Source organism: Hydrogenophaga laconesensis (assembly GCF_031457235.1).
Lineage (GTDB): Bacteria > Pseudomonadota > Gammaproteobacteria > Burkholderiales > Burkholderiaceae_C > Hydrogenophaga > Hydrogenophaga laconesensis.
This window is the reverse complement of sequence record NZ_JAVDWE010000002.1, coordinates 157370-179818: the sequence shown is the minus strand read 5'-3', so window position 1 is coordinate 179818 and position 22449 is coordinate 157370. Positions and strand designations below refer to the sequence as shown.

At 66.8% G+C, this 22449-nt stretch carries 24 protein-coding genes; 10 read left to right on the top strand and 14 right to left on the bottom strand.

Translation table 11 applies throughout. The features are described from left to right. Nucleotides 1-92: 92 nt before the first annotated feature. From J2X09_RS05250 to J2X09_RS05240, 3 genes are all read left to right on the top strand, one after another. Nucleotides 93-833 (top strand): alpha/beta hydrolase, encoded by a 741-nt coding sequence (locus J2X09_RS05250; RefSeq protein WP_204732806.1) that lies wholly within the window; start codon nucleotides 93-95, stop codon nucleotides 831-833. Between the two features lie 120 nt (nucleotides 834-953). Next, a complete protein-coding gene (locus tag J2X09_RS05245; RefSeq protein ID WP_204732807.1) occupies nucleotides 954-1373 on the top strand; it encodes a septal ring lytic transglycosylase RlpA family protein in 420 nt (139 codons plus the stop codon). 156 nt (nucleotides 1374-1529) lie between these two features. Next, on the top strand, nucleotides 1530-2135 hold the full coding sequence (locus tag J2X09_RS05240; protein ID WP_204732808.1) for an OmpW/AlkL family protein: 606 nt from the start codon (nucleotides 1530-1532) through the stop codon (nucleotides 2133-2135). 10 nt (nucleotides 2136-2145) lie between these two features. Here J2X09_RS05240 and J2X09_RS05235 read toward each other — a convergent pair whose 3' ends face one another. The 5 genes from J2X09_RS05235 to paaA are packed head-to-tail and all read right to left on the bottom strand — an operon-like array spanning nucleotide 2146 to nucleotide 5951. Continuing rightward, nucleotides 2146-3255 (bottom strand): 2Fe-2S iron-sulfur cluster-binding protein, encoded by a 1110-nt coding sequence (locus J2X09_RS05235; RefSeq protein ID WP_204732809.1) that lies wholly within the window; start codon nucleotides 3253-3255, stop codon nucleotides 2146-2148. Nucleotides 3256-3259: 4 nt separating this feature from the next. Further along, entirely contained in the window at nucleotides 3260-3793 is a 534-nt protein-coding gene (gene paaD / locus J2X09_RS05230; protein WP_204732810.1) for a 1,2-phenylacetyl-CoA epoxidase subunit PaaD, read from the bottom strand. A gap of 3 nt (nucleotides 3794-3796) precedes the next feature. After that, nucleotides 3797-4645, bottom strand: a complete 849-nt coding sequence (gene paaC, locus J2X09_RS05225; protein ID WP_204732811.1) for a 1,2-phenylacetyl-CoA epoxidase subunit PaaC — start codon at nucleotides 4643-4645, stop codon at nucleotides 3797-3799. Then, a complete protein-coding gene (paaB, locus tag J2X09_RS05220) occupies nucleotides 4645-4941 on the bottom strand; it encodes a 1,2-phenylacetyl-CoA epoxidase subunit PaaB (RefSeq protein ID WP_204732812.1) in 297 nt (98 codons plus the stop codon). The genes paaC and paaB overlap by 1 nt, the downstream gene beginning before the upstream one ends. Beyond that, a complete protein-coding gene (gene paaA, locus J2X09_RS05215) occupies nucleotides 4938-5951 on the bottom strand; it encodes a 1,2-phenylacetyl-CoA epoxidase subunit PaaA (protein ID WP_204732813.1) in 1014 nt (337 codons plus the stop codon). The genes paaB and paaA overlap by 4 nt, the downstream gene beginning before the upstream one ends. 182 nt (nucleotides 5952-6133) lie before the next feature. On the opposite strand from paaA, the gene J2X09_RS05210 reads away from it, so the two are divergent. After that, nucleotides 6134-6799 (top strand): CAP domain-containing protein, encoded by a 666-nt coding sequence (locus tag J2X09_RS05210; RefSeq protein ID WP_310307645.1) that lies wholly within the window; start codon nucleotides 6134-6136, stop codon nucleotides 6797-6799. 9 nt (nucleotides 6800-6808) lie between these two features. On the opposite strand, the gene J2X09_RS05205 is transcribed toward J2X09_RS05210, so the two are convergent. Then, on the bottom strand, nucleotides 6809-7726 hold the full coding sequence (locus tag J2X09_RS05205) for a 23S rRNA (adenine(2030)-N(6))-methyltransferase RlmJ (protein ID WP_204732814.1): 918 nt from the start codon (nucleotides 7724-7726) through the stop codon (nucleotides 6809-6811). 206 nt (nucleotides 7727-7932) lie between these two features. Between J2X09_RS05205 and rplM the strand changes: the two genes are divergently transcribed. The 5 genes from rplM (at nucleotide 7933) to erpA (ending at nucleotide 10452) form a co-directional block, all read left to right on the top strand. Next, nucleotides 7933-8364, top strand: a complete 432-nt coding sequence (gene rplM, locus J2X09_RS05200) for a 50S ribosomal protein L13 (RefSeq protein ID WP_137917360.1) — start codon at nucleotides 7933-7935, stop codon at nucleotides 8362-8364. A gap of 12 nt (nucleotides 8365-8376) precedes the next feature. Then, complete coding sequence (rpsI, locus tag J2X09_RS05195; RefSeq protein WP_204732815.1) at nucleotides 8377-8769, top strand: 30S ribosomal protein S9; 393 nt, start codon at nucleotides 8377-8379, stop codon at nucleotides 8767-8769. 102 nt (nucleotides 8770-8871) lie between these two features. After that, nucleotides 8872-9579 carry a DUF6776 family protein gene (locus J2X09_RS05190; RefSeq protein ID WP_204732816.1) on the top strand — a complete coding sequence of 236 codons (708 nt, stop codon included), beginning with the start codon at nucleotides 8872-8874 and terminating at the stop codon, nucleotides 9577-9579. Nucleotides 9580-9608: 29 nt separating this feature from the next. Continuing rightward, nucleotides 9609-10007, top strand: a complete 399-nt coding sequence (locus tag J2X09_RS05185; RefSeq protein WP_204732817.1) for a bactofilin family protein — start codon at nucleotides 9609-9611, stop codon at nucleotides 10005-10007. 79 nt (nucleotides 10008-10086) lie between these two features. Continuing rightward, nucleotides 10087-10452, top strand: a complete 366-nt coding sequence (erpA, locus tag J2X09_RS05180) for an iron-sulfur cluster insertion protein ErpA (RefSeq protein WP_204732818.1) — start codon at nucleotides 10087-10089, stop codon at nucleotides 10450-10452. 75 nt (nucleotides 10453-10527) lie between these two features. On the opposite strand, the gene J2X09_RS05175 is transcribed toward erpA, so the two are convergent. After that, the gene (locus J2X09_RS05175; protein ID WP_310307641.1) at nucleotides 10528-11889 is read right to left on the bottom strand and encodes a M23 family metallopeptidase; all 1362 of its coding nucleotides are present in this window, start codon (nucleotides 11887-11889) and stop codon (nucleotides 10528-10530) included. 203 nt (nucleotides 11890-12092) lie between these two features. Between J2X09_RS05175 and tyrS the strand changes: the two genes are divergently transcribed. Further along, nucleotides 12093-13343: a tyrosine--tRNA ligase gene (gene tyrS, locus J2X09_RS05170; protein ID WP_204732819.1), complete on the top strand. Its 1251-nt coding sequence runs from the start codon at nucleotides 12093-12095 to the stop codon at nucleotides 13341-13343. 307 nt (nucleotides 13344-13650) lie between these two features. Here tyrS and J2X09_RS05165 read toward each other — a convergent pair whose 3' ends face one another. The 7 genes from J2X09_RS05165 to glgC form a co-directional block, all read right to left on the bottom strand. Continuing rightward, a complete protein-coding gene (locus tag J2X09_RS05165; protein WP_204732820.1) occupies nucleotides 13651-14343 on the bottom strand; it encodes an ankyrin repeat domain-containing protein in 693 nt (230 codons plus the stop codon). Then, the gene (locus J2X09_RS05160; RefSeq protein ID WP_204732821.1) at nucleotides 14340-14834 is read right to left on the bottom strand and encodes a GlcG/HbpS family heme-binding protein; all 495 of its coding nucleotides are present in this window, start codon (nucleotides 14832-14834) and stop codon (nucleotides 14340-14342) included. The genes J2X09_RS05165 and J2X09_RS05160 overlap by 4 nt, the downstream gene beginning before the upstream one ends. Nucleotides 14835-14939: 105 nt before the next feature. Continuing rightward, nucleotides 14940-15596, bottom strand: a complete 657-nt coding sequence (locus J2X09_RS05155) for a response regulator transcription factor (protein WP_204732822.1) — start codon at nucleotides 15594-15596, stop codon at nucleotides 14940-14942. Further along, nucleotides 15593-17077 (bottom strand): sensor histidine kinase, encoded by a 1485-nt coding sequence (locus J2X09_RS05150; protein WP_204732823.1) that lies wholly within the window; start codon nucleotides 17075-17077, stop codon nucleotides 15593-15595. The genes J2X09_RS05155 and J2X09_RS05150 overlap by 4 nt, the downstream gene beginning before the upstream one ends. A 39-nt stretch (nucleotides 17078-17116) precedes the next feature. Continuing rightward, nucleotides 17117-19585: a glycogen/starch/alpha-glucan phosphorylase gene (locus J2X09_RS05145; RefSeq protein ID WP_204732824.1), complete on the bottom strand. Its 2469-nt coding sequence runs from the start codon at nucleotides 19583-19585 to the stop codon at nucleotides 17117-17119. 56 nt (nucleotides 19586-19641) lie between these two features. Next, nucleotides 19642-21162 (bottom strand): glycogen synthase GlgA, encoded by a 1521-nt coding sequence (gene glgA, locus J2X09_RS05140; RefSeq protein ID WP_204732825.1) that lies wholly within the window; start codon nucleotides 21160-21162, stop codon nucleotides 19642-19644. Next, nucleotides 21159-22418 (bottom strand): glucose-1-phosphate adenylyltransferase, encoded by a 1260-nt coding sequence (glgC, locus tag J2X09_RS05135; protein WP_204732826.1) that lies wholly within the window; start codon nucleotides 22416-22418, stop codon nucleotides 21159-21161. Before glgC ends, glgA begins: the two co-directional genes overlap by 4 nt. Between the last annotated feature and the right edge of the window lie 31 nt (nucleotides 22419-22449).

The following is a 22449-nucleotide window of genomic DNA, read 5'->3' as shown; positions in this document are numbered from 1 at the left end:
CCCTCGTCCTCCTGAGCGGTTGTGCCGCGCCGTCGCCTGAAGCGCGCACGGCCAACGCCCGGGCATGGGCCGCCGCGCAGGATTGGCGGCCCTTGCTGCTGTCTGGCCCGGTGTTCGACCTCCAGGCCTTCGTGCCCGCTCGCCTGCAGCGCGCATCGCAGCTCACGGTGTACATCGAAGGCGACGGCCTGGCCTGGGTGGACCGGCACACGCCATCGTTCGCGCCGACACCCATCGACCCACTGGCGTTGCGCCTGGCCGTTGCGGATGCCGGTGCCCGGGCGGTCTACCTGGCCCGACCCTGCCAGTACACCGAGGGCCCGGCCTTCAAGGGATGCCACCCACGCTATTGGGGCAGCCACCGCTTTGCGCCCGAGGTGACCGGTGCGATGGGCCTGGCCCTGGACCAGCTGAAACGAGAGTACGGTGCATCGTCGCTGGTGCTGGTGGGTTACTCAGGAGGTGCCGCCGTGGCGGCCTTGCTCGCCGAGCGGCGCCGCGACGTGGTGGCCCTGGTGACTGTGGCCGGCACGCTGGACAGCGAGCTGTGGACGCAGCAGCAGCACCTGTCGCCCTTGCACGGTTCCCTCAATCCGAAAGACATGGCTTCGCGTCTCGCGCGCCTGCCGCAATGGCACTTCACCGGGCAGCGGGACCGCGTGGTGCCCGACACCGTGCTGAAAAGCTTTCTCGGCGCGAGCACCGACCAGAACCCGGAGGCCGCTCCCGCCCCCGTGGTTCATGTGGAGCCGGACTTCGACCACCATTGCTGCTGGGCGAAGGCGTGGCCCGCACTGAGTCGGCGGTTCCAGACGCCGGAAACCGGTCGCTGACGGCCGTGCGTCCATTCAGCCCTTGTGGCTGGACGTGGTGGGGAACCTGTGCGATGGTCCGCACTCCCACCCTCTGCCGCACCTGAACACGATGGATATGGATCGGAAGCCGAAACCCACATGAGCCTCAAGCCTGCACTTGCCATTGCGCTGGCCACCGTGCTGTGGCTGGGGGGCTGCGCGACGCGTGCGCCGTCGTTGCCCGATCCCGGCGATGGCCCGGTGGTCACCGAGCCGGGCGTGCGCGATGGCGAGATCGCACGCGGACTGGCGTCGTGGTATGGCGAACGCTTTCACGGACGCCGCACCGCCAGCGGCGAAGTGTTCGACATGAACCAGCTCACCGCCGCCCACAAGACCTTGCCGTTCGGCACCCTGGTGCGGGTGCGCCACATCGGCACCGGCAAGGAGGTGACGGTGCGCATCAACGACCGGGGCCCGCATGTGCCGGGACGCATCATCGATCTCAGCCGCGCCGCGGCCTCGACGCTGGGCATCGTGCAGAGCGGTGTCGGCCGGGTGGCGCTGTTCCCCGAATGAACCGCCATTCCCTGGCGGCTTGACCTGCATCAAGCATCGCGTGTGGCGGGGCGCCGGGCCGGTTTCGGGTTTGATGTGGCGCAACGCGGCACCCGGTACGGTCTTCTGTAATGAGCCCGGGGATTCTCCCGTGTCAACGTTTCACAGAAGACCATCATGAAAGCACACCACATCGCCATGTCCGCCATGGCCTCTGCCTGCCTGCTTGCTTCCGGCGCCGCCCCCGCACAGGACTTCCAGGCAGGCTCCGTGCTCGTGCGCGCACGCGCCGTGCACCTGGACAGCGCCAACAAGGACAGCACCGGCCTGGGCCTGGCCATCAACAACAAGACGCTGCCGGAAGTCGACGTCAGCTATTTCTTCAGCAAGAACATTGCCGCCGAACTCATCCTGACGGTGCCTCAGAAGCACAGGCTCTCGTCGAACGGTACCGACATCGGTTCGCTGCGCCATTTGCCGCCCACGCTCACCGTGCAGTACCACTTCGACGCCCCCGGCTTCAAGCCCTACGTGGGGGCGGGTGTGAACTACACGCGCTTCAGTTCGGTCAACGTGCTGGGTGGCGCCGCCGATGTGAAGCGCAACAGCTTCGGTCCCGCGTTGCAGGTGGGCGCGGACATTCCGCTCTCGGGCAACCTCTACCTCAACATCGATGTGAAGAAGGTTTTCATCAAGACCGACGTGAGTGCGGGCGGCACGAAGATCGGCCAGTTCAAGGTGGACCCGGTGCTGGTCGGCGTGGGCCTGGGCTGGCGTTTCTGAGCGAGCGCGATCAGCGCTCGTCGTAACTCACCACGACCTTGTCGGTGGTGGGTCGGGCCTGGCAGCTCAGCACGAAACCTTTGTCGGTTTCCCAGGGCTCGAGCGTGAAGTTCCGCTCCATCTGGACCGCGCCTTCCATCACCTTGGCGCGGCAGGTGCAGCACACGCCGCCGCGGCAGGACCAGGGCAGGTCGAGTCCGGCGTTCAGCGCCACGTCGAGCACACGCTCGTCGCGACCCATGCGCAGTTCGTGCGGCTTGCCATCGAGCACCACCGTCAGGGCCACATCACCTTTGGCATGCACGGCGGGTTGGCCGGGCACGGCCGCCCGGCGTTGCGAGGCGGGCAGTGCGTCGAGCGTGGGTGAGGTGAAGCGTTCGGTGTGCAGGCGATCCGGGCGCACGCCGGCGTCGAGAAGGGCCTTCTCGGTCACCTCGATCATGGCTTCGGGGCCGCAGATGAACACCTCGTCCATGCTGGCCACGGGCAGCAGCGTACCGATGAGCGCGCGCACCTTGTCGGCATCGATGCGGCCTTCGAGCAACGGCACTTCCTGTGCCTGGCGCGAGAGGATGTGGATCAGCGTGAGCCGGTCCGCGTAGCGGTCCTTCAGGTCCTGCAGCGCCTCATTGAACATGACGCTGCCCATGCGCCGGTTGCCGTACACCAGGGTGAATTTCGAGGGGGGCGACTCTTCGAGCGTGCTCGCCATCAGCGACAGGATGGGCGTGATGCCCGAGCCGGCCGCGAAGCCCACACGGTGCACGGCCCGTGGCTTGTGCACGGTGAAGCGGCCGTCCGGTGGCATGGCCTGCAAGGTGTCGCCCGCCTTCAGTGCCGTGGCGGCCCAGTTGGAGAACACCCCGCCCTCCACCGGGCGGATGCCCAGCGTGAGTTCGCCGCGCTGCGCGAGCAGGCTGCGCGGGCTGCTGATCGAGTAGCTGCGCCGCACCTCCTGTCCGGCGATGTGGGCGCGCACGGTGAGGAACTGGCCGGGCTCGAACGCGAAGGTCTCGCGTTGCCCTGGGGGCACGGCAAAGGTGATCGCCACGGCGCCGGCCGCCTCGGGGCTGATGCGGGCGATGGGCAACTCGTGGAAACCTCGTGGGGCTGTGCTCATGGCGTCAATACGGTTTGAAGTAGTCGAAGGGCTCCAGGCAGTCGAGGCAGCGGTACATCGCCTTGCAGGCGGTGGAGCCAAAAGGCGAGGTCTCGGTGGTGTGCACGGAGCCGCACTGCGGACAGGGCACGTCGTCGTGGCGCAGGGCCTGGCGGGAGAACTTCAGCGCGGCTGGCCGGCTCGCGGTTGCGCTGCCACACCGTGGCGGCGCGATGCCGTAGGCCCGGAGCTTTTCGCGTGCACCCTCGGTCATCCAGTCGGTGGTCCAGGCTGGCGCGAGCTGCGTGACCACGCGCGCTTCAAGGCCAGCGTTCGCCAGTGCGGCGCGCACATCGTCCTCGATTTGCCCCATCGCCGGACAGCCGCTGTAGGTCGGTGTGATCACCACCTCCGGTGTGCCGTCATCGCCCACGCGCACACCGCGCAGGATGCCGAGCTCGCTGAGGCTGACCACCGGGATCTCGGGGTCCGTCAGGTTCGCCAGCGCGTCACGGATCGCAGCCTGGGCGGAGTTGGAGAGGGCGAGCACTGCGTCCATCTCTCACCACACGGCCTGAGGGTGCGCACGCGCCAGGCTTTGCATGTCCGCGAGCAGGAAACCCATGTGCTCGGAGTGCACGCCGCGCTTGCCTTGTGTCACATAGCCTTGCCCGGATGGGCGCCGCAGTGTCGCTTCCTGCACGGTTTCGTCCACCAGCGCGTTCCAGTCGGCCTGCAGGCCGGCCACTTCGATGCCTGTGCCGTTGGCCAGCGCGGCCCCTTCGGCTTCGCTGCCGGTCCAGAACTCCTGGCAGTAGGGCAGCAGATGGTCGAGCGCGGCCTGTGCGCGGGCGTGCGATTCGTCCGTGCCATCGCCAAAGCGCACCAGCCAGTCGCTGGCGTGGCGCAAGTGGTAGCGCACCTCCTTCAGCGACTTGGCCGCAATCGCAGCGAGTTGCGTGTCCGCAGAGGCCTGCAGCCGATCCCACAAATGCACCATGAATGCGCTGTACAGGAAATTGCGCACGATGGTGGTCGCGTAGTCGCGGTCGCCGGAAGCGGTGCCCGCCAGCGGGCCGCTGTGGGGCAGCTCCAGCAGGGTGAGGTTGTGGAACTCGTGTGCGTCGCGGAAATAGGCCAGCGTGTCTTCCGTGACCGCACCGTCGGTGCGTGCGCCTCGCAGGTGTTCAAAGCGTTGGCGCGCATCGGCATCGGCGTTGATGAGCGTGGCCGCGTGCTGGTAGAGCAGGCGGGCTTGCCCGAGCAGGTCCAGGCTGTTGTTGGCCAGGGCCAGGTCTTCTTCGAGGATCGGCCCATGGCCGCACCACTCGGCATTGCGCTGTCCCAGCACCAGTGCGTTGTCGGCCAGATGCAGGAGGTAGCCGATCGGGGCATGCGTCGTCGAGGCCATCACATGTGCCCCACTTTGTCCGGGATGTCGTAGAACGTGGGATGCCGGTATACCTTGTCGGCGGCGGGATCGAAGAAGCTGTCCTTGCTGTCGGGTTCGCTCGCGGTGATGCTGCTGGACTGCACGACCCAGATGCTCACGCCTTCCTGACGGCGGGTGTACACGTCGCGCGCCAGATGCAGGGCATGCTGCGCGTCGCTCGCGTGCAGGCTGCCGCAGTGCTTGTGCTCCAGGCCCTGCTTGCTGCGCACGAACACTTCCCAGAGCGGCCATTCCTTGAGTGTGGGTGCGTTCATGCGGCCTCCTTCATGCGGCGTTCCTGTTGCTTGCGCGCGTGGGCCAGGGCGGCCTCGCGCACCCAGGCTCCGTCGTCCCATGCCTTCACCCGGGTGGCCAGGCGTTCCTTGTTGCAGGGGCCGTCGCCATTGACCACGGACCAGAACTCGTCCCAGTCGATGTGTCCATAGTCGTGGTGGCCGCGCGCCTCGTTCCACTTGAGGTCCGGGTCGGGCAGGGTGACACCCAGCACCTCGGCCTGCGGCACCGTGGCGTCGACGAACTTCTGGCGCAGGTCGTCGTTGCTGATGCGCTTGATGCCCCAGCGCATGCCTTGCACGCTGTTGGGGCTGTCGGCGTCCGGCGGCCCGAACATCGCCAGGCACTTCCACCACCAGCGGTTCACAGCGTCCTGCACCATCGCTTTCTGTTCGGCCGTGCCCTGCATCATGCTCATCAGGGATTCGAAGCCCTGGCGCTGGTGGAAGCTTTCTTCCTTGCAGACGCGGATCATGGCGCGCGCATACGGGCCATAGCTGCAGCGGCACAAGGGGATCTGGTTCATGATCGCTGCCCCGTCCACCAGCCAGCCGATCACGCCCACGTCGGCCCAGGTGAGCGTGGGGTAGTTGAAGATCGAGCTGTACTTGGCCTTGCCGCTGTGCAGTGCGTCGAACATCTGGTCCCGGCTGGTGCCCAGCGTCTCGGCCGCGCTGTAGAGGTAGAGGCCGTGCCCACCCTCGTCCTGCACCTTGGCCACGAGGATCGCCTTGCGCTTGAGGCTGGGCGCACGCGAAATCCAGTTGCCCTCGGGCAGCATGCCCACGATCTCGCTGTGCGCGTGCTGGCTGATCTGGCGCACCAGCGTCTTGCGGTAAGCGTCGGGCATCCAGTCGCGCGGTTCGATCTTGCCGTCGGCGTCGATCACGGCATCGAAATGCGACTGCAGGGCCGTGTCATGCGGCACCGCCTTGAGTGGCGCGGTGGACTTCGCCTCCGCATCCGGAACGTTGAATGACTGCGTGTACATGCGTGTCTCCTGGGCCAGTGGGGTGGCTGAGGGGCAGTATAGCCAATTAGCCGACCGATCGGTCGGCTAATTATGCAACACCCGCCAGGCGGTTTGCGGAACGGCGGCGGTGCCCAGCCGAAGAGTGGTGAAGGGCTACATCCGCTTACCCGACGCTGGCTGCCCGACCGTAGAGTGAGCGCATGCCCTACCTCGCTTCCCCGCTGAAACGCGTCTCCTCTTCTTCTCCGCGCCGCGCCGCCTGTCTGGCGGGGGCCAGTGCTGCGCTGCTGGCCTTGGCCGCCTGCGGTGGAGGCGGTGGCGGTGAAAGCGCAGGAACGGGGGGGTCCGTCGGAACGCCTTCGCCACCCAGCTCATCGGGTGGTTCTGGAACGGTGGGAGGGGGGGCGACCCTCGTGGCGCTGGACGCCGCCACCAGTTGCGGCCTGCCCGATTTCCGCAACAACCTGCTGCAGGCGATCAATGACGCACGCGCCGTGGCCCGCAGCTGTGGCGGCACGGCCATGCCTGCGGTCGCGCCGCTGACGTGGAACGACCAGCTGTTCTCGGCGGCCGCACGGCATTCCACCGACATGGCCGCGAACAATTACTTCTCCCACACAGGGCTGGATGGCCGCAGCATGTCGCAGCGCGTCTCTGCGGAAGGCTACGCGTGGTCGTGGGTGGGCGAGAACATCGCAGCGGGACAGTCGTCGGTCGCGGTGGTGATGAACGGCTGGCTGGCCAGCCCCGGCCATTGCTCCAACATCATGAACGCCCAGCCCCGCGATGTGGCCGTGGCCTGCGTGCAGCGCAGCGGCACCACCTACGGCCGTTACTGGACCATGCTCCTGGCACGGCCGAGGTGACCGGCCGCTTCAGCCGCCGGACTCCACCGCCTGTGACTTGCCGCGCCCGCGGCCCAGGTGCTCCAGCAACTGGGGCAGCGCGGCCTGCAGGGTGGCCTTGAGGGTGTGCGGCGGGTTGATCACGAACATGCCGCTCGCGGTAAGCCCGGGGCGGTCGTCCGGGCCGTGTGTCGGATCCTGACCAATCGCCAGCGTGGCATTCAGCCAGGGTTTCTGAGCCTGGTTCGACAGCGTGCGCAGCCGGCGTGGCAGGTCGTGCGCCTCCGGCCGGGGGATCACCGGGTACCAGACCAGGTAGGTGCCGGTCGGGAACCGCTTGATCAATTCTTGTATGCAGGCGCTCACTTTCCCGTAATCGCTCTTGATCTCATAGCTGGGATCGATCAGGACCAAGGCGCGCTTGGAGCCGGTGGCCGACGGAGGCGGGGGCAGCAGAGGCTTGACGCCTTCGAAGCCGTCCTGGCGTGCGACTGCGATCTGGCGTCCGGCTTCGAGCTGCCCGATGTTGGCGGACAGGGTCCGGCTGTCGGTCGGATGCACTTCGAACAGCTTGAGGCGGTCGCGCGACTCGGCCCGCAGCAGGTGGTGCATGACAAAAGGCGACCCCGGGTAGACCCGCAACGATCCGGAGGGATTGAAGCTGGCGATCAGATCCAGGTAGTCGTCGATCGCTGGCGAGACCGCCTGGGCCGCAGGGCGGTCGACAGCCCGCAGGGCGCCCATCAGCTTGACAACGCCATCCCGTGCCTCGCCTCCGGTTTCCGTGTAGTCGCCATCCAGCCGGTAGAGGCCGGCCCCGGCGTGGGTGTCGATCAGCGTCAGCCCCGCTTCCTTCTGCATCAGGTGGCGCAGCGTGGCGATGAGCGTGATGTGCTTGAGCACGTCGGCGTGGTTGCCGGCGTGGAAGGCGTGTCGGTAGCTGAACATGCGCCGATGGTAGCCGTTCGCCCCCGTCACCCGGGCCTTGGAGACAGGCGGTTTGCCATCCGCATGGGGAATTTCGTACAATGGAGGGCTTCGCAGCGAATTGCTGGCTCCGCGGCGAGGCATTCAAACCCCACCTAAGAGCGTTCCGCCAGAGAACGACCGACCGTGGAAAAGAGCCGCCAAACCAACTCTTCAAGAGAAAACTCATGACCAAGACGTTCAGCGCCAAACCCGCTGACGTGACGCACGAGTGGTTTGTGATTGACGCGACCGACAAGGTCCTCGGACGAGTAGCCAGTGAAGTTGCTCTCCGTCTGCGCGGCAAACACAAGGCCATCTACACGCCTCACGTCGATACCGGTGACTTCATCGTCATCATCAACGCAGCCAAACTCCGTGTCACGGGCAACAAGGCCCTGGACAAGGTGTACTACCGCCACTCGGGCTTCCCCGGCGGTATCTATGGCACCAACTTCCGTGACATGCAGGCCAAGCACCCTGGTCGCGCGCTCGAGAAGGCCGTCAAGGGCATGCTGCCCAAGGGCCCGCTCGGCTACGCCATGATCAAGAAGCTCAAGGTGTACGGTGGTGCAGAGCACCCCCACACCGCCCAACAGCCGCAAGTGCTGGAAATCTAAAGGAGCCTTGAGATGATTGGTGAATGGAACAATGGCACCGGCCGTCGCAAGTCCAGCGTCGCCCGCGTGTTTCTGAAAAAAGGCACCGGCAAGATCACGGTCAATGGCAAGGACATCCAGGCCTACTTTGGCCGCGAGACCTCCATCATGATCGCCAAGCAGCCCCTGCTGCTGACCAACCATGCCGAAACCTTCGACATCCAGGTCAACGTGCATGGTGGTGGTGAATCCGGCCAGGCCGGCGCCGTGCGCCACGGCATCACCCGCGCCCTGATCGACTACGACGCGGCACTCAAGTCCGGCCTGTCGCAAGCCGGCTTCGTGACGCGCGATGCCCGCGAGGTCGAGCGCAAGAAGGTCGGTCTGCGCTCCGCGCGCCGCCGCAAGCAGTTCAGCAAGCGCTAAAGCAAGCTGCACATGCCCCAGAAACCGCCTGCAAGTTCACACTTCGGGCGGTTTTTGCTTTCTGGAGTCTGCTTGCGTTTGCTTGCACTTTGAAAGATCTGAATGCGCTTTCGCCTGTTGCGCAGACGGCTGACGGTGAGTGCACCGCGCGTGTCGGTGCGCAGCGCCCTGCCTTGGCCGTTCCTGTGGGTGCTGGGTGCGTTGCTTCTGGGCTTCTCCGCCGCGGTTGCGGTCTGGGCCTTTGAGTTTGGCAAGGACATCGCGGGACTTGACCGCAACGCCCAGGAGGAGTTACAGCAGTTGCGCCGCGAGGTGCAGATGCTGCGCACCGACCTGAGCGAAGCCCAGTCGGTGGCGAACACATCGGACAGCCTGCTGATCGCGGAGCGCAGCGCGCAGGAGCAACTGACGATGCAGCTGCGGCAGTTGCAGGCCGACAATGAAATGTTGCGCAGCGACCTTGGCTTCTTCGAACGCCTGATTCCCGGTTCGGGTGGCGATTCGCTGAGCATCCGGGGCCTGCAGGCCGAGCGCCTGTCGCCCTCGCAGCTGAAGTGGCAGGTGCTCATGATGCAACCTGGCAAGAACGCGCCCGACTTCAAGGGCGCGCTGGAGGTGACCTTCGTTGGCACACTTGAGGGCAAGCCCTGGTCTGCCCAGTCGGCGCCCGCGCCGCAGCCGGTGGTGATCAAGGGCTATCTGCGCATGGAAGGCATTGTGGACGTGCCCGAGCAGGCCGTGGTAGAAAACGTGACCGCCAAAATCCTGCAGGGCAGCTCGGTCAGGTCCATGCAATCCTTCAACCTGTAACCACCACGGTCCGCCGTCGGGAGAACCTCATGTTTGCCAAGAAAAAGCAGCCCCCCATCAAAAGCCTCATTGCCCAGGGCACCCGCATCGAAGGCAACGTGTTCTTCCACGATGGCCTGCGCATCGACGGAGAGGTGGTGGGCGATCTGCGCGCAAGCGACGAGAAGCCCAGCATTCTCGTGATCAGCGAGGTCGCGGTCGTGACCGGGCAGATCCACGCCGACCATGTGATCATCAACGGCCATGTGAAAGGCCCTGTGCTGGCCTTCGAGCTGCTGGAACTTCAGCCGAAAGCCCGCATCGAGGGGGATGTGTCCTACAAGGCGCTGGAAATGCACCAGGGCGCCACCATTTCCGGCCAGCTCAAGCCCATGGCCGGCGGAATCGAGGACAAACCCACACTGAAGCTGGCGGCAAACAACGGCTGAGCACATACCCGAGCGTTTTGTCTTAGTATTGGCCGTTCTTGGGTGCTAGGCACCCGATTCCCATTCAAGAGGTATCCCCATGAGCGCTGTGGCCGAAAACATCCAGACCGACATGCCGGCTCCGCTGGTCTTCACCGACAGCGCAGCGGCGAAAGTGGCCGAACTGGTGGCCGAGGAAGGCAATCCCGATCTGAAGCTGCGCGTGTTCGTGCAAGGCGGTGGTTGCTCGGGTTTCCAGTACGGTTTCACGTTCGACGAGATCGTCAACGAGGACGACACCACCATGACGAAGAACGGCGTTTCCCTGCTGATCGACGCCATGAGCTACCAGTATCTGGTGGGTGCCGAGATCGACTACAAGGAAGACCTCGAAGGCGCCCAGTTCGTCATCAAGAACCCCAACGCCACCACCACGTGCGGCTGCGGATCGAGCTTCAGCGTCTGATCTGACTTCTTTCCCCCATCCCCCAACAAAAAAGGAGCCAGAGGCTCCTTTTTTGTTGGGGGATGACGCGCCGGTCTACTGGGCGCTGGCCTGCTGGATGCTGGCCGCAGCGCTGAGTTGCATGCGCTGCAGCTGGGCCACGGCATCGAAGCGCTGGCGCAGTCCCGCGGGTACGGGCACGGACTCGCTCTGGCGGGCAATGGACAGCGGGTCCACGTGCACGCCGTTGTCGCGGAATTCCAGGTGCAGGTGCGGGCCAGTGGACGCGCCCGTGGAGCCGACCGCGCCGATGAAATCACCCTGGCTCACACGTTGGCCCTTGCGCACGCCGATGCGGCTGAGGTGGGCGTACACGGTCATCTGGTTGTTGCGGTGCTTGATGTAGATGACGTTGCCGTAGCCGCGCTGCTCGCCTGCGAACTCGACCGTGCCATCGCCGATCGTGCGCACCGGGGTGCCGGTGGGGGCCGCGTAGTCCACACCCATGTGGGCCTTGCGGCCACCGGTGATGGGGTGGAAGCGCATGCCGTAGCCACTGCTCACGCGCGAGAACTCGAGCGGCGAGGCGAGGTAATAGCGGCGCGAGCTCTGGCCGTCGAAGCCGTAGTAGCCGCCCTTGTGGCCGGCTTCCTCGAACCAGACCGCGCTGTGCGCCTTGCCTTCGTTGACGAACTCCGCGCTCAGCACCCGGCCGGTGCGCAGGCTCTCGCCATCGGCTTCCAGGCTCTCGTACACCACGCTGAAGCGATCGCCCTGCCGCAGGTCGCGGCGGAAGTCGATGTTGCTGGAGAACATTTCGGCCAGCTGGATGGCCACCGGGTCGGGGATGCCGGCCGCGTCGGTGGCGGCGAACAGGGAGCTGCGGATCACGCCGCTGGCCAGGCGGGCCGAGGCCGTGAGCGTGCCCTGTTCGAGGCGGGAGGTCAGCGCACCCTGCGCGTCCTTCTCGACCACCAGGCGGGTGAAGCTGCCTTCGTCGGCCGAGAGCCAGCGCGCCGTGAGGCGGAGCAGGGCCTGGCGATCGGTGGCTTCGACGTTGACCAGACGACCGGTGCGGCCGAGCAGCTGACGGGCGGCGGGGTCGTTGCGCAGGAAGGCCTGCGCCTGGGTGTCGAGCACGCCCAGGCGCTGCAACAGGCTCTGGGCGGTGTCGTCGCGGCGGGTGGTCTCGCTGCGGAACAACACCAGCGGGGCGGCGGTTTGCGCGTCAGCAAGACCTCCAATGGCCTGCTGGTTGGGCGTTTCGAGCGCCTCGACGACCTGGCGGACCGGCAGGTCGGAAGCATCGGGGGCCAGCGGAGCGATGCCGAAGGCGGTGACGCCGGTGCCCAGCAGCAGAACGCCCAGAACCCCCATGATGCGACGGGGGTGCCGGGCGAGGCTCTGGGTGGTGGCTTCGGCAATGGGTGCCAGCGTGTGGAGTAGCGAACGGATCAAAATCGTTGTTTCCGGTAAGGCCGGCCCGCATGTGTGGGGCCGCGCGCACAAAAAAAGAGCGGTTGAGGCGGAACAAGTTCACTCAATCGCCCGGGCGGTGACGAACTGACTTGATATCGTGCAAAAAGCGCGCCAACTAAAATCCGTCAACAGCACCCGGCAGTATAGCCAGCGCACCCCCTCCCGCATCTGAAAAAACCCCTATGACCGCTCTCTCAAACGACGCCGAAAGTTCTCAGAAATCCGCCCCCCTGACGGACGGTGTCAAGGAGGCACTGAGCGTGACGCTGCGGGGGTGTGAAGAATTGATACCTCAGGCCGACTGGGTCAAAAAATTGTCACAGTCGGAAACCAGCGGCCAGCCACTGCGCATCAAGCTGGGGCTGGACCCGACGGCCCCTGACATCCACATCGGCCACACGGTGGTGCTGAACAAGATGCGCCAGCTGCAGGATCTGGGGCACCAGGTGATCTTCCTGATCGGCGACTTCACCAGCCTGATCGGCGACCCTTCCGGCCGCAACAACACCCGTCCCCCGCTCACGCCGGAACAGATCAAGGCCAACGCCGAGACCTACTACAAGCAGGCGAGCCTCGTGCTCGACCCGGCGAAGACCGAGATCCGCTACAACAGCGAATGGAGCCTGCCGCTGGGTTCAATGGGCATGATCCAGCTCGCGGCCAAGTACACGGTGGCGCGCATGATGGAGCGCAATGATTTCCACCAGCGTTTCACGGCCGGTACGCCGATCAGCGTGCACGAGTTCCTGTACCCGCTGATGCAGGGGTACGACTCGGTGGCGCTCAAGAGCGACCTGGAGCTGGGCGGCACCGACCAGAAGTTCAACCTCCTGATGGGCCGGCATCTGCAGGCGGAGTACGGCCAGGAGCCGCAGTGCATCCTGACCATGCCCTTGCTGGAAGGGCTGGATGGCGTGGACAAGATGTCCAAGAGCAAGAACAACTACATCGGTATCACGGAAGAAGCCAATTCGATGTTCGCGAAGGTGCTGAGCATTTCGGACACGCTGATGTGGCGCTGGTACACGCTGCTGTCGTTCAAGTCGATAGCGCACATCGAATCGCTGAAGCAGGCGATTGCGGAAGGCGCGAATCCGAAGGATGCGAAGGTGGCGCTGGCCAAGGAGATCACGGCGCGTTTCCACAGCGCAGCGGCAGCGGACGCGGCGGAGCAGGATTTCATCAACCGCAGCAAAGGCGGTGTGCCGGACGAGATTCCGGAAGTCTCCCTGTCGGGTGCGCCGCTGGGCATTGCGGCATTGCTGAAGTCGGCTGGCCTGGCGCCTTCGAGCAGCGAGGCGAACCGCCTCATCGAGGGCGGCGGTGTGCGGGTGGATGGCGCTGTCATCAGCGACAAGGGGTTGAAGCTGCCTGCGGGCACTTTCGTGGTGCAGGTGGGCAAGCGGAAGTTCGCTCGGGTCGCGCTGGCCTGAGCGTTTCTCTTTCGTTCGAAGGCCTCGCGGGTTCGGGGACCGTGGGCGCTCTGCTCCGCGGATGTCCCCCGGACCGGCTTCGCCGGTCCTCCTCCTTTTATTCCGCTGCGCAGAGCGCCCACGGTCCCCGAACCGATGCTTGGTTGGTGCGCAGCGTTCGCTGGCCCGCGCGGTGGCGGCCTGAGTGACAGGGGTGGCGGGCGCAGCGGCATAAAAGGAGGAGGCGGCTCCAGCCGCCGGGGGACAGCCGCGGAGCCCGTCACCCCTGGCGCTCAGGTGGCGAGCGAAGAAGCCCAGGAGCGAAAACTCACTGTCCCCCCGCCTTCTCCAGCATCGCCACCATCGCCGAATACCCACGTGACCGGGCCAACGCCAACGGCGTCTGCCCCGTGCGATCCGCCAGTTGCAGATTTGCTCCCGCATCGATCAGCGCCTTGAGCGTCGACTGATGGCGAGCACCACCGTCGCCCAGCACGATGGACTCGATGGTGGCCGTCCAGTGCAGGTTGTTCACGTGATCCAATGGGGCGCCGGCCGCGATCAACTGCCGCACCACACCATCGTGACCCAGGTGCGCGGCCGCGATCAGTGCCGTGCCGTCGTAGCGGCTGGTGGTCTGCTTCGCGCTCGCGCCCAGCTGCAACAACAGGCGCAAGCTCTCTTCGTCGTCGGCCACCGAGGCAATCGTCACCGCGTCGTAACGGTCGTTCTCCAGCCGGTTGATGTCCGCGCCGGCCTTCACCAGCGCGCGGATCGCCTCGCGCTGCCGCGCAAAGGTGGCCACATGCAGCGGCGTGCGGCCGCGCGCGTCCGTGGCGTTCAGCGCCGCGCCCGAGGCCGCCAGCCGTGCGATCTTGGCGGCATCGCCCTGCTGGGCGGCGGCGTGCAGCCCGCTGTACGCAGCGGCTTCGCCGGGGCTGGGGCCCACCTGCGCCCAGGCGGGCGCGGTGGCGGCAAGCGTGGCCACCAGCCAGCCGGTGATCAGCGTGCGGCGTTTCATTTCAGCTGGTCCTTCACCTTGTCAATGGCGGCGATCGCGCATTGTTCGTCCAGATGGCCGCCCGGTGCGCCACCCACACCCACGGCACCGATCACCTCGTTGCCCACCTTCACCGGCACGCCGCCGCCGAGCAGCAGGTAACCGGGGATGTTCACCAGGTTGGCGGCGGCCGGGTTCTTCTGTGCGGCCTCCATCATGGCCAGCGTGTTGTTCTTGGCCGAGGCCGAGGTGTAGGCTTTGAGGCGGCTGGCTTCCAGCGTGTGCGGGCCGGCGTTGTCCGCGCGCATCACCGCGCGCACGGTACCGGCGCGGTCGACCACCGTGGCTGCCACGTTGTAGCCTGCTGCGGTGCAGGATGCGACGGTGGCGGCCGCGATCTGGGTCGCGAGGTCGAGCGACATGTTTTTCTCCACCCGCACGCTTTGCGCGCTCGCCAGGCTGGCGGCGGCGAGGGACAGGGCGAGGATGGACGCTTTGGCGAAGGTTTGCATGGTGTTCTCCGGTGTGTATGAAACGGTTCGATCAACCGTGGGAGAACTGTAGAAATCCGGGTGCCGAAACGCCATTCGGGCGGCTACGCGCGGCCCTCCGTAGAACTACGCAGCGCCCTTGCCCTCCGCCGTGTCGTCGGTGTCCACCAGGGCAGCGTAGTGGCGGATGAGATGCGCGAGTGAAGGCGTCTGCAGTTTGGCGAAGAGGTTGGCGCGGTGGGTTTCCACCGTGCGCGGCGACAGGCTGAGCGCGCGGCCGATCTCCTTGTTGGTCAGGCCTTCGACGATCAGGCCGAGCACCTCGCGTTCGCGTTCGGACAGCTGCGCGTAGCGCTCGCGCGCCTCGCGGTCGGCCTGGTGGCGCTGGCGCGAGCGCACATGCTGGCGCACTGCGTTCTGCAGGGCTTCGAGCAAGGCCTCGTCGTCCACGGGCTTTTCCAGGAATTCGGCAGCGCCCGCCTTGAAGGCGCGGCGGCACATGTCCACGGTGCCGTGGCCGGTGAGCATGATCACCGGCTGGTCCACCCCCTGCGCCACCAGCGTGTCAAGCACGCTCAGTCCGCTGATGCCGGGCATGCGCACGTCGAGCACGATGGCGCCGATGCCTTCGCGATCGAAGTCCGCCAGAAAGGCCTGCGGGTCGCTCCAGGGCTGCACGCGCAGGCCCACGGTGCCGATCAGCAGGGCCAGGCTGTCGCGCACCGCCTGGTCATCGTCGATCAGGTGCACGGTGGGGGACAGCGTGTCGGGCGTGGTGGTCATGGCGTGCGGCTGGCCAGAGGGACTTGAAGGCGGAATGCCGCGCCACCCGACGGGGCATTGCCGGCACTGAGCGTGCCGCCCATGCCTTGCGCCAGCGTCTCGCACAGGCTCAGGCCGAGGCCGAGTCCACCTTCGCGCGTGGAGAAGAACGGCTCGAACAGGCGCGGCAGCACCTCGGGGGGAATGCCGGGCCCGTTGTCGGCCACGGTGATCTCGCCACGCCCCTCGGAGGTCGACACGGTCAGCATGAGTTGACGCCGCGCCACCGGCACCTGCTCGAGCGCCTGCAGCGCGTTCAGGATGAGGTTGTGCACGATCTGGTCCAGCGCGATCGGATCGGCCAGCACCGTGACGGCCTGCGCCGCGTCCAGCGTCGGTACCACGCCTCGCCGCTGGCATTCGGGTTCCAGCAAGTACAGTGCGCGGCGCACCGCTTCCACCGCCGGCACCGGCTGGTGCTGACCGCTGCGGCCCGGCCGCTCCACGGCCTGGCGCAGGCGGCCCACCACTTCGGCGGCGCGCCGCGCCTGGGCGGCGGCCTGCCGCATGGCATCGCGCGCGGTGCCCAGTTCGGGGGGCTCTTCATTCAGCAAGCGCTGCGCGGCTTGCGTGTTCGCCAGCACGGCCGTCAGCGGCTGGTTGAGTTCGTGCGCCATGCCTGCCGCGAGTTCGCCCAGGGTGTTCAGGCGCGCCACCTGGCCCAGCCGCAGCAGCTCTTCGGCACGCCGCCGCGCGCTGCGCTGCCGCTGCAGGTGGTGCAGCGTGGCGAGTACCGCCGCCACGGCCAGCACCCAGCCCAGCATGAGGCCCCAGGGCAATTGGCCCCAGCCCACTGTGAGGGTGGCCGCGACGTCGAAGGGCTGGCTTTCTGCGGCCAGTACCTTGTGAAAGGCGAAATGCCAGCCGCGCGATGGTGGTGTGCCGGGATGGGCGCCGGCCTGGACCACGAAGGCCTGGTCGGCGTGCTCCAGTGTCACGCGCACCGGGCTGGTGTCGGCCTGCATCGGCCATTCGGACCAGGGCACCATGGCCCGCATGTCGATGGTCAGCGCATAGCTGGTGGGTGTGGCCGCGAGCACCAGCTGGTAGCGGCCATCGGGCAGATCAAGGCCGCCCAGCGCGGCCCTGCGCGTCTGGCGCGAAACGGTTTCGGCCTGCGCCAGCAACGGGTCGCTCCAGTGCTGGCCGGGGGCGCGCCGCTGCACGGCCAGGATCTGCGGGTAGAGCACCGGCAGGCGCTGCTCGGGCGAGGAGGCGCCACTGCTGCTGTCGGGTGCCGGTTGCAGCAGCGCCAGCGTGGCCAGCATCGCGTCGTGTTGCACCACCTGCTGGCTGAGCAGCCGGTGCACGATGCGCGCATCGGTCTCGAAAAGCGCGCGCTGATCGTCAAGCGACAGGCGCGCCAGCAGCACCGCGCCCGCGAGGGACAGCAGGAGTCCGCCGCCCAGCCACCATTTCACGCGTTGCCATGACCGCCACATCCGGCCGATTCTGGCACGCGCCCGGGGGACGGTCGCTCCTCAGGGGAAAAGTGGCTTGACGTTCCAGATCTCGCTGGCGTACTCACGGATGGTGCGGTCGGACGAGAAGGCGCCCATGCCGGCCACATTCATGATCGCGTGCCGGGTCCATTCGGCCGGGTTGCGGTAGAGCTCGTCCACCTTGTGCTGCGTGGCCAGGTAGTCGCTGTAGTCGGCCAGCAGCAGGTAGTAGTCGGACTCCAGCAGCGTGCGCGTGATGTCGTGGAACCGTCCCGGTTCCTCCGGGCTGAAGGCGCCCTCGGCGATGCGGTCGATGGCGGTCTTCAGGTCGTAGTTGTTGTCGTAGTAGCGGCGCGGGTTGTAGCCGCTGGCACGCAGGGCGGCCACCTGCTCGGTGCGGTGGCCGAAGATGAAGATGTGCTCCAGCCCGACGTTTTCGGCAATCTCGATGTTGGCGCCATCCCAGGTGCCGATGGTCAGCGCACCATTGAGCGCGAACTTCATGTTGCCCGTGCCAGAAGCCTCGGTGCCGGCCGTGGAAATCTGTTCGGACAGGTCGGCTGCGGGGATGATCACCTCGGCAAGGGACACGCGGTAGTTGGGGATGAAGACCACCTTGAGCTTGTCGCCGATGCGCTTGTCGTGGTTGACCACGCGCGCCACGTCGTTGATCAGTTTGATCACCAGCTTGGCCATGAAATAGGCCGAGGCCGCCTTGCCGGCAAACACCACCGTGCGCGGCACCCAGTCGGCGTGAGGCCGCGCCAGTATCTGCTGGTAGCGCGTGACCACGTGCAGCACATTCAGCAGTTGCCGCTTGTACTCGTGCATGCGCTTGATCTGCACGTCGAACAGGCTGTTCGGGTTGACGATCACGCCGGTCTCGGCGGCGATGCGTTCTGCCAGGCGGCGCTTGTTCTGTGCCTTGGCTTCCTGGAACGCGCTCACGAATTCGGGATCGGTGGCCAGCGGGCGCAACTGCGCCAGCTCGTCGAGGTTGCGTCGCCAGTCGGTCCCGATCCGTGCGTCGATCAGGCCTGCCAGGGGCCGGTTGGCCTGCGAGAGCCAGCGCCGGGGCGTGATGCCATTGGTCTTGTTGCAGAAGCGCTCGGGGTAGAGCCGCGCGAAGTCGGCAAAGATGGTCTGCACCATGAGCTGGCTGTGCAGGGCCGACACGCCGTTGACCTTGTGGCTGGCGAGCACCGAGAGGTAGGCCATGCGCACGCGGCGCTGGCCACGCTCGTCGATCAGCGACACACGCCGCAGCAGGTCGTTCTCACCGGGGAAACGCTCGTGCACCTCGGCCAGGAAGTTCGCGTTCAGGTCGTAGATGATGCGCAGGTGGCGCGGCAGCAGGCGGCCCATCATGTCCACCGGCCAGGTCTCGAGCGCTTCCTGCATCAGCGTGTGGTTGGTGTAGCTGAACACCTTCTTGCAGATATTCCACGCGTTGTCCCACTCCAGGCGCTGCTCGTCGACCAGCAGGCGCATGAGCTCCGGCACGGCCAGGGCGGGGTGGGTGTCGTTCAGATGGATCGCCACCCGGTCGGCGAACAGGTCGAAGTTGCCCTGGTGCTTCTTGAAGCGGCGCACGATGTCCTGCAGCGAGGCGCTGACGAAGAAGTACTCCTGGCGCAGGCGCAGCTCCTTGCCGTGGTCGGTGCTGTCATCGGGGTAGAGCACGCGCGAGACGTTTTCCGACGCGTTCTTGGCTTCCACGGCGCGCATGTAGTCGCCCTTGTTGAAGGCGTCGAGGTTGATGCCGCTGGTGGCACGCGCGGTCCACAGCCGCATGGTGGCCACGCTGCGCAGTTCGTGGCCGGGCACGCCGGTGTCGTAGGCGGTGGCGACCACGTCGTCGGTTTCGACCCAGCGAACATCGTCGCCCGCCTGCACCAGGCGCCCGCCAAAATGCACCGGGTAGCTGAACTCGGGGCGCATGAATTCCCACGGGTTGCCGTTCACCAGCCAGTAGTCGGGCTCTTCCACCTGGCGGCCGTGCACGATGCGCTGCGCGAACATGCCGTAGTCGTAGCGGATCCCGTAGCCCATGCCGGGCACGCCCACGGTGGCCATGGAGTCGAGGAAACAGGCCGCCAGGCGCCCCAGGCCGCCGTTGCCCAGACCGGCATCGGTTTCCAGGTCGATCAGGGCGTCGAAGTCAAGCCCCAGCTGGGTGCAGGCGGTGCGCGCCTCGTCCATGATGCCCACCGAGAGCAGCGCGTTGGTGAGCGCTCTGCCGGTGAGGAACTCCATGGAGAGGTAGTACACCCGCTTGGCGTCGCTGTCCTGCGCGGTGGCGAGCGTTTCTCGCCAGCGGTGCATCATGCGGTCGCGCACCGCGTGGAAGAGGGCGAAGAACCAGTCGGCCGAATTGGCCGAACGTTGGTCGCGGCCGACCGTGTAGATCAACTGGTTGGTGATCGACTTTCGCAACGCATCCACGTCGTTGTCGAGATGGTCGTATTCGAACGTGACAGGGTCGGCGGTCGGTTGGGTGTCGGACATGGCGGTGGGGTGTGCGTGGTGGTGCTGAAGGCGGAAGCAATAAACGTGCAGGCTGCTCAGGGGCCGCCGGGTGAGGGCAGCACGGCGGTGTAGACGCGCAGGTAGTCGGCCGCCGCGCGTTCCCAGCCAAAGCGCAGCGACATGCCGTGCCGCTGCACGGCGCGCCACTCCACCGGGCGGCGCCGCAGCGCAAAGGCGCGGCGCAGGGCCGAGAGCAGGCCGGGGACGTCGAGGTCGCGGAAGACGAAGCCGCTGGCGCTGCCGTCGTCCAGGTTTTCCAGGCTGCAATCGACCACGGTGTCGGCCAGCCCGCCCACGGCGCGCACCAGCGGCAGCGTGCCGTAGCGCAGACCGTACAGCTGGGTGAGGCCGCAGGGCTCGAAGCGCGAGGGCAGCAGGATCACATCGGCGCCGGCGATGACGGTATGCGCCAGCGCTTCGTCGTACCCCACGGTGAGCGCCACCTGCGCGGGGTGGCGCTGGGCACAGGCGCGCAGCGCCCGCTCGATGGCCGCATCGCCCGAACCGAGCACCGCGAGTTGCCCGCCGCGCTGGACCAGCTCATCCACCACCGCCGGCAGCAGGTGCAGGCCCTTCTGTTCGGTGAGGCGGCTCACGACCGAGAACAGCAGGGCATCGGCCCGGGGCTCCAGCCCCATGCGCTGCTGCAGCCGGGCCTTGGCCCGGGCCTTGCCATCCAGATGTCCGGCATCGAAGCCCGGTTGCACCAGCGGGTCGGTCTGCGGGTTCCACACCGCGTCGTCCACGCCGTTCAGGATGCCGTGCAAATGCGCCTGGCGCTGGCGCAGCACGCCGTCGAGCCCGCAGCCCTGTTCGGCGCCGGTGATTTCGCGCGCATAGGTCGGGCTCACGGTGGTGATGGCGTCGCTGTACTTCAGCCCCGCTTTCATGAAGCTGATCTGGCCATGGAACTCCAGGCCCTGCAGGTGGAAAAGCCCGTCGGGCAGGCCCAGGCGAGGGCGCAGGCCGGCGTTGAACACGCCCTGATAGGCCAGGTTGTGCACCGTGAAGACGGTGGCCGGGCGGTGCTCTGCCGTGCGCGCCAGTTCGCGCAGGTAGGCGAACGCCAGGCCGGTGTGCCAGTCATGGCCGTGCACGATGTCGGGTAGCCAGGCGGCATGCAGCCCGGTGCCGAGCAGGGCCGCCGCCCAGCCCAGCCATGCGAACTGCTCGGCGCTGTCGGGCCAGGGTTGGCCGGACGGGTCCAGGTACGGGTTGCCGCCGCGTTCGTAGAGCCCGGGCGCATGCAGCAGCCACACGGGGGTGCCGCTCTCGGTGATGCGCCCGGCGCGCAGCCAGGGGGTGGGCCCGTGGGCCGATGTGGCCTGTGGGCCCACGCCCGCCGGCAGGCCCGGGCTGCCCCCGGGCGGCACGAGCAGCGTCGGGCCTTCGGGTGTGACGCCTTCCACCACGCGGGGAAATGCGGGCAGCAGCAGGCGCACATCGGCGCCCAGGGCTGTGAGCGCGGGAGGAAGGCCCGCACTGACGTCGGCCAGCCCGCCGGTCTTGAGCAGCGGGAACACCTCGGAGCAGACGTAGAGGACTTTGGGCTTCATGCCAGTTTGTCGAGCATGGCCCGGGTGACCAGCACCACGCCGCTGGCGGTGCGGAAGAAGCGCCGCGCGTCTTCTTCCGCATCCACGCCGATCTTCATGCCATCCGGGATCACGCAGCCGTTGTCGATCACCACCTTGCGCAATTCGCAACCCCGCCCGATGTCGACCTCGGGGAGGACGACGGATTCTTCCACCGTGGCGTAGGAGTGCACCCGCACCCGGGAGAACAGCACTGAACGGCGCACGAGCGCGCCCGAGATGATGCAGCCGCCCGACACCAGCGAGTCCACGGCGCAGCCGCGGCGGCCATCGTCGTCGAACACGAACTTGGCCGGCGGCAGTTGCTCCTGGTAGGTCCAGATCGGCCATTCGCGGTCGTACATGTCCAGCTCGGGAATGGTGCCGGTGAGGTCGATGTTGGCCGCCCAGTAGGCATCCACCGTGCCCACATCGCGCCAGTACGCGGGCGCCTCGGGTGAGCTCTTCACGCACGACATGCCGAACGGGTGGGCCACCGCTTCGCCAGCGGCCACCATGGCCGGGATGATGTCCTTGCCGAAATCGCGGCTGGACCCCTGTGTGCCCGAATCGCGCTTGAGCGCCTCGAACAGGTGCTCGGTGTTGAACACATAGACCCCCATGCTGGCCAGTGCCATGTCGGGGTGGCCCGGCATGTGCGGCGGCTGGGCCGGTTTCTCCAGAAAGCGCACGATGTTGCGGTCGGCATCGATGTCCATCACACCGAAGGCCGTGGCCTCGGCCAGCGGCACCTCGATGCAGGCCACGGTGCACTTCTTGCCCAGTGCCACATGGTCGGCGATCAGGCCGGCGTAGTCCATCTTGTAGATGTGGTCGCCCGCGAGCACCAGGATGTACTCGGGCTTGTGCGCGCGCAGGATGTCCAGGTTCTGGTAGACCGCATCGGCCGTGCCGAGGTACCAGCTTTCATCGTCCATGCGCTGCTGGGCCGGCAGCAGGTCGATGAACTCGTTGAACTCGTTGCGCAGGAAGCTCCAGCCACGCTGCAGGTGGCGCAACAGGCTGTGTGACTTGTACTGCGTGAGCACGCCGATGCGGCGCACGCCCGAGTTCAGACAGTTGGAGAGTGCAAAGTCGACGATGCGGAACTTGCCGCCAAAGTACACGGCGGGTTTGGCACGTCGGTCGGTCAGGGCGTGCAGGCGCGAGCCCCGCCCACCTGCGAGCACGAGGGCGATGGTGCGTCTGGCCAGTTGCTGGGGCGAGGTCTTTTCCATGCTTGTCTCCGTTGATGATGGGATGCTTGTG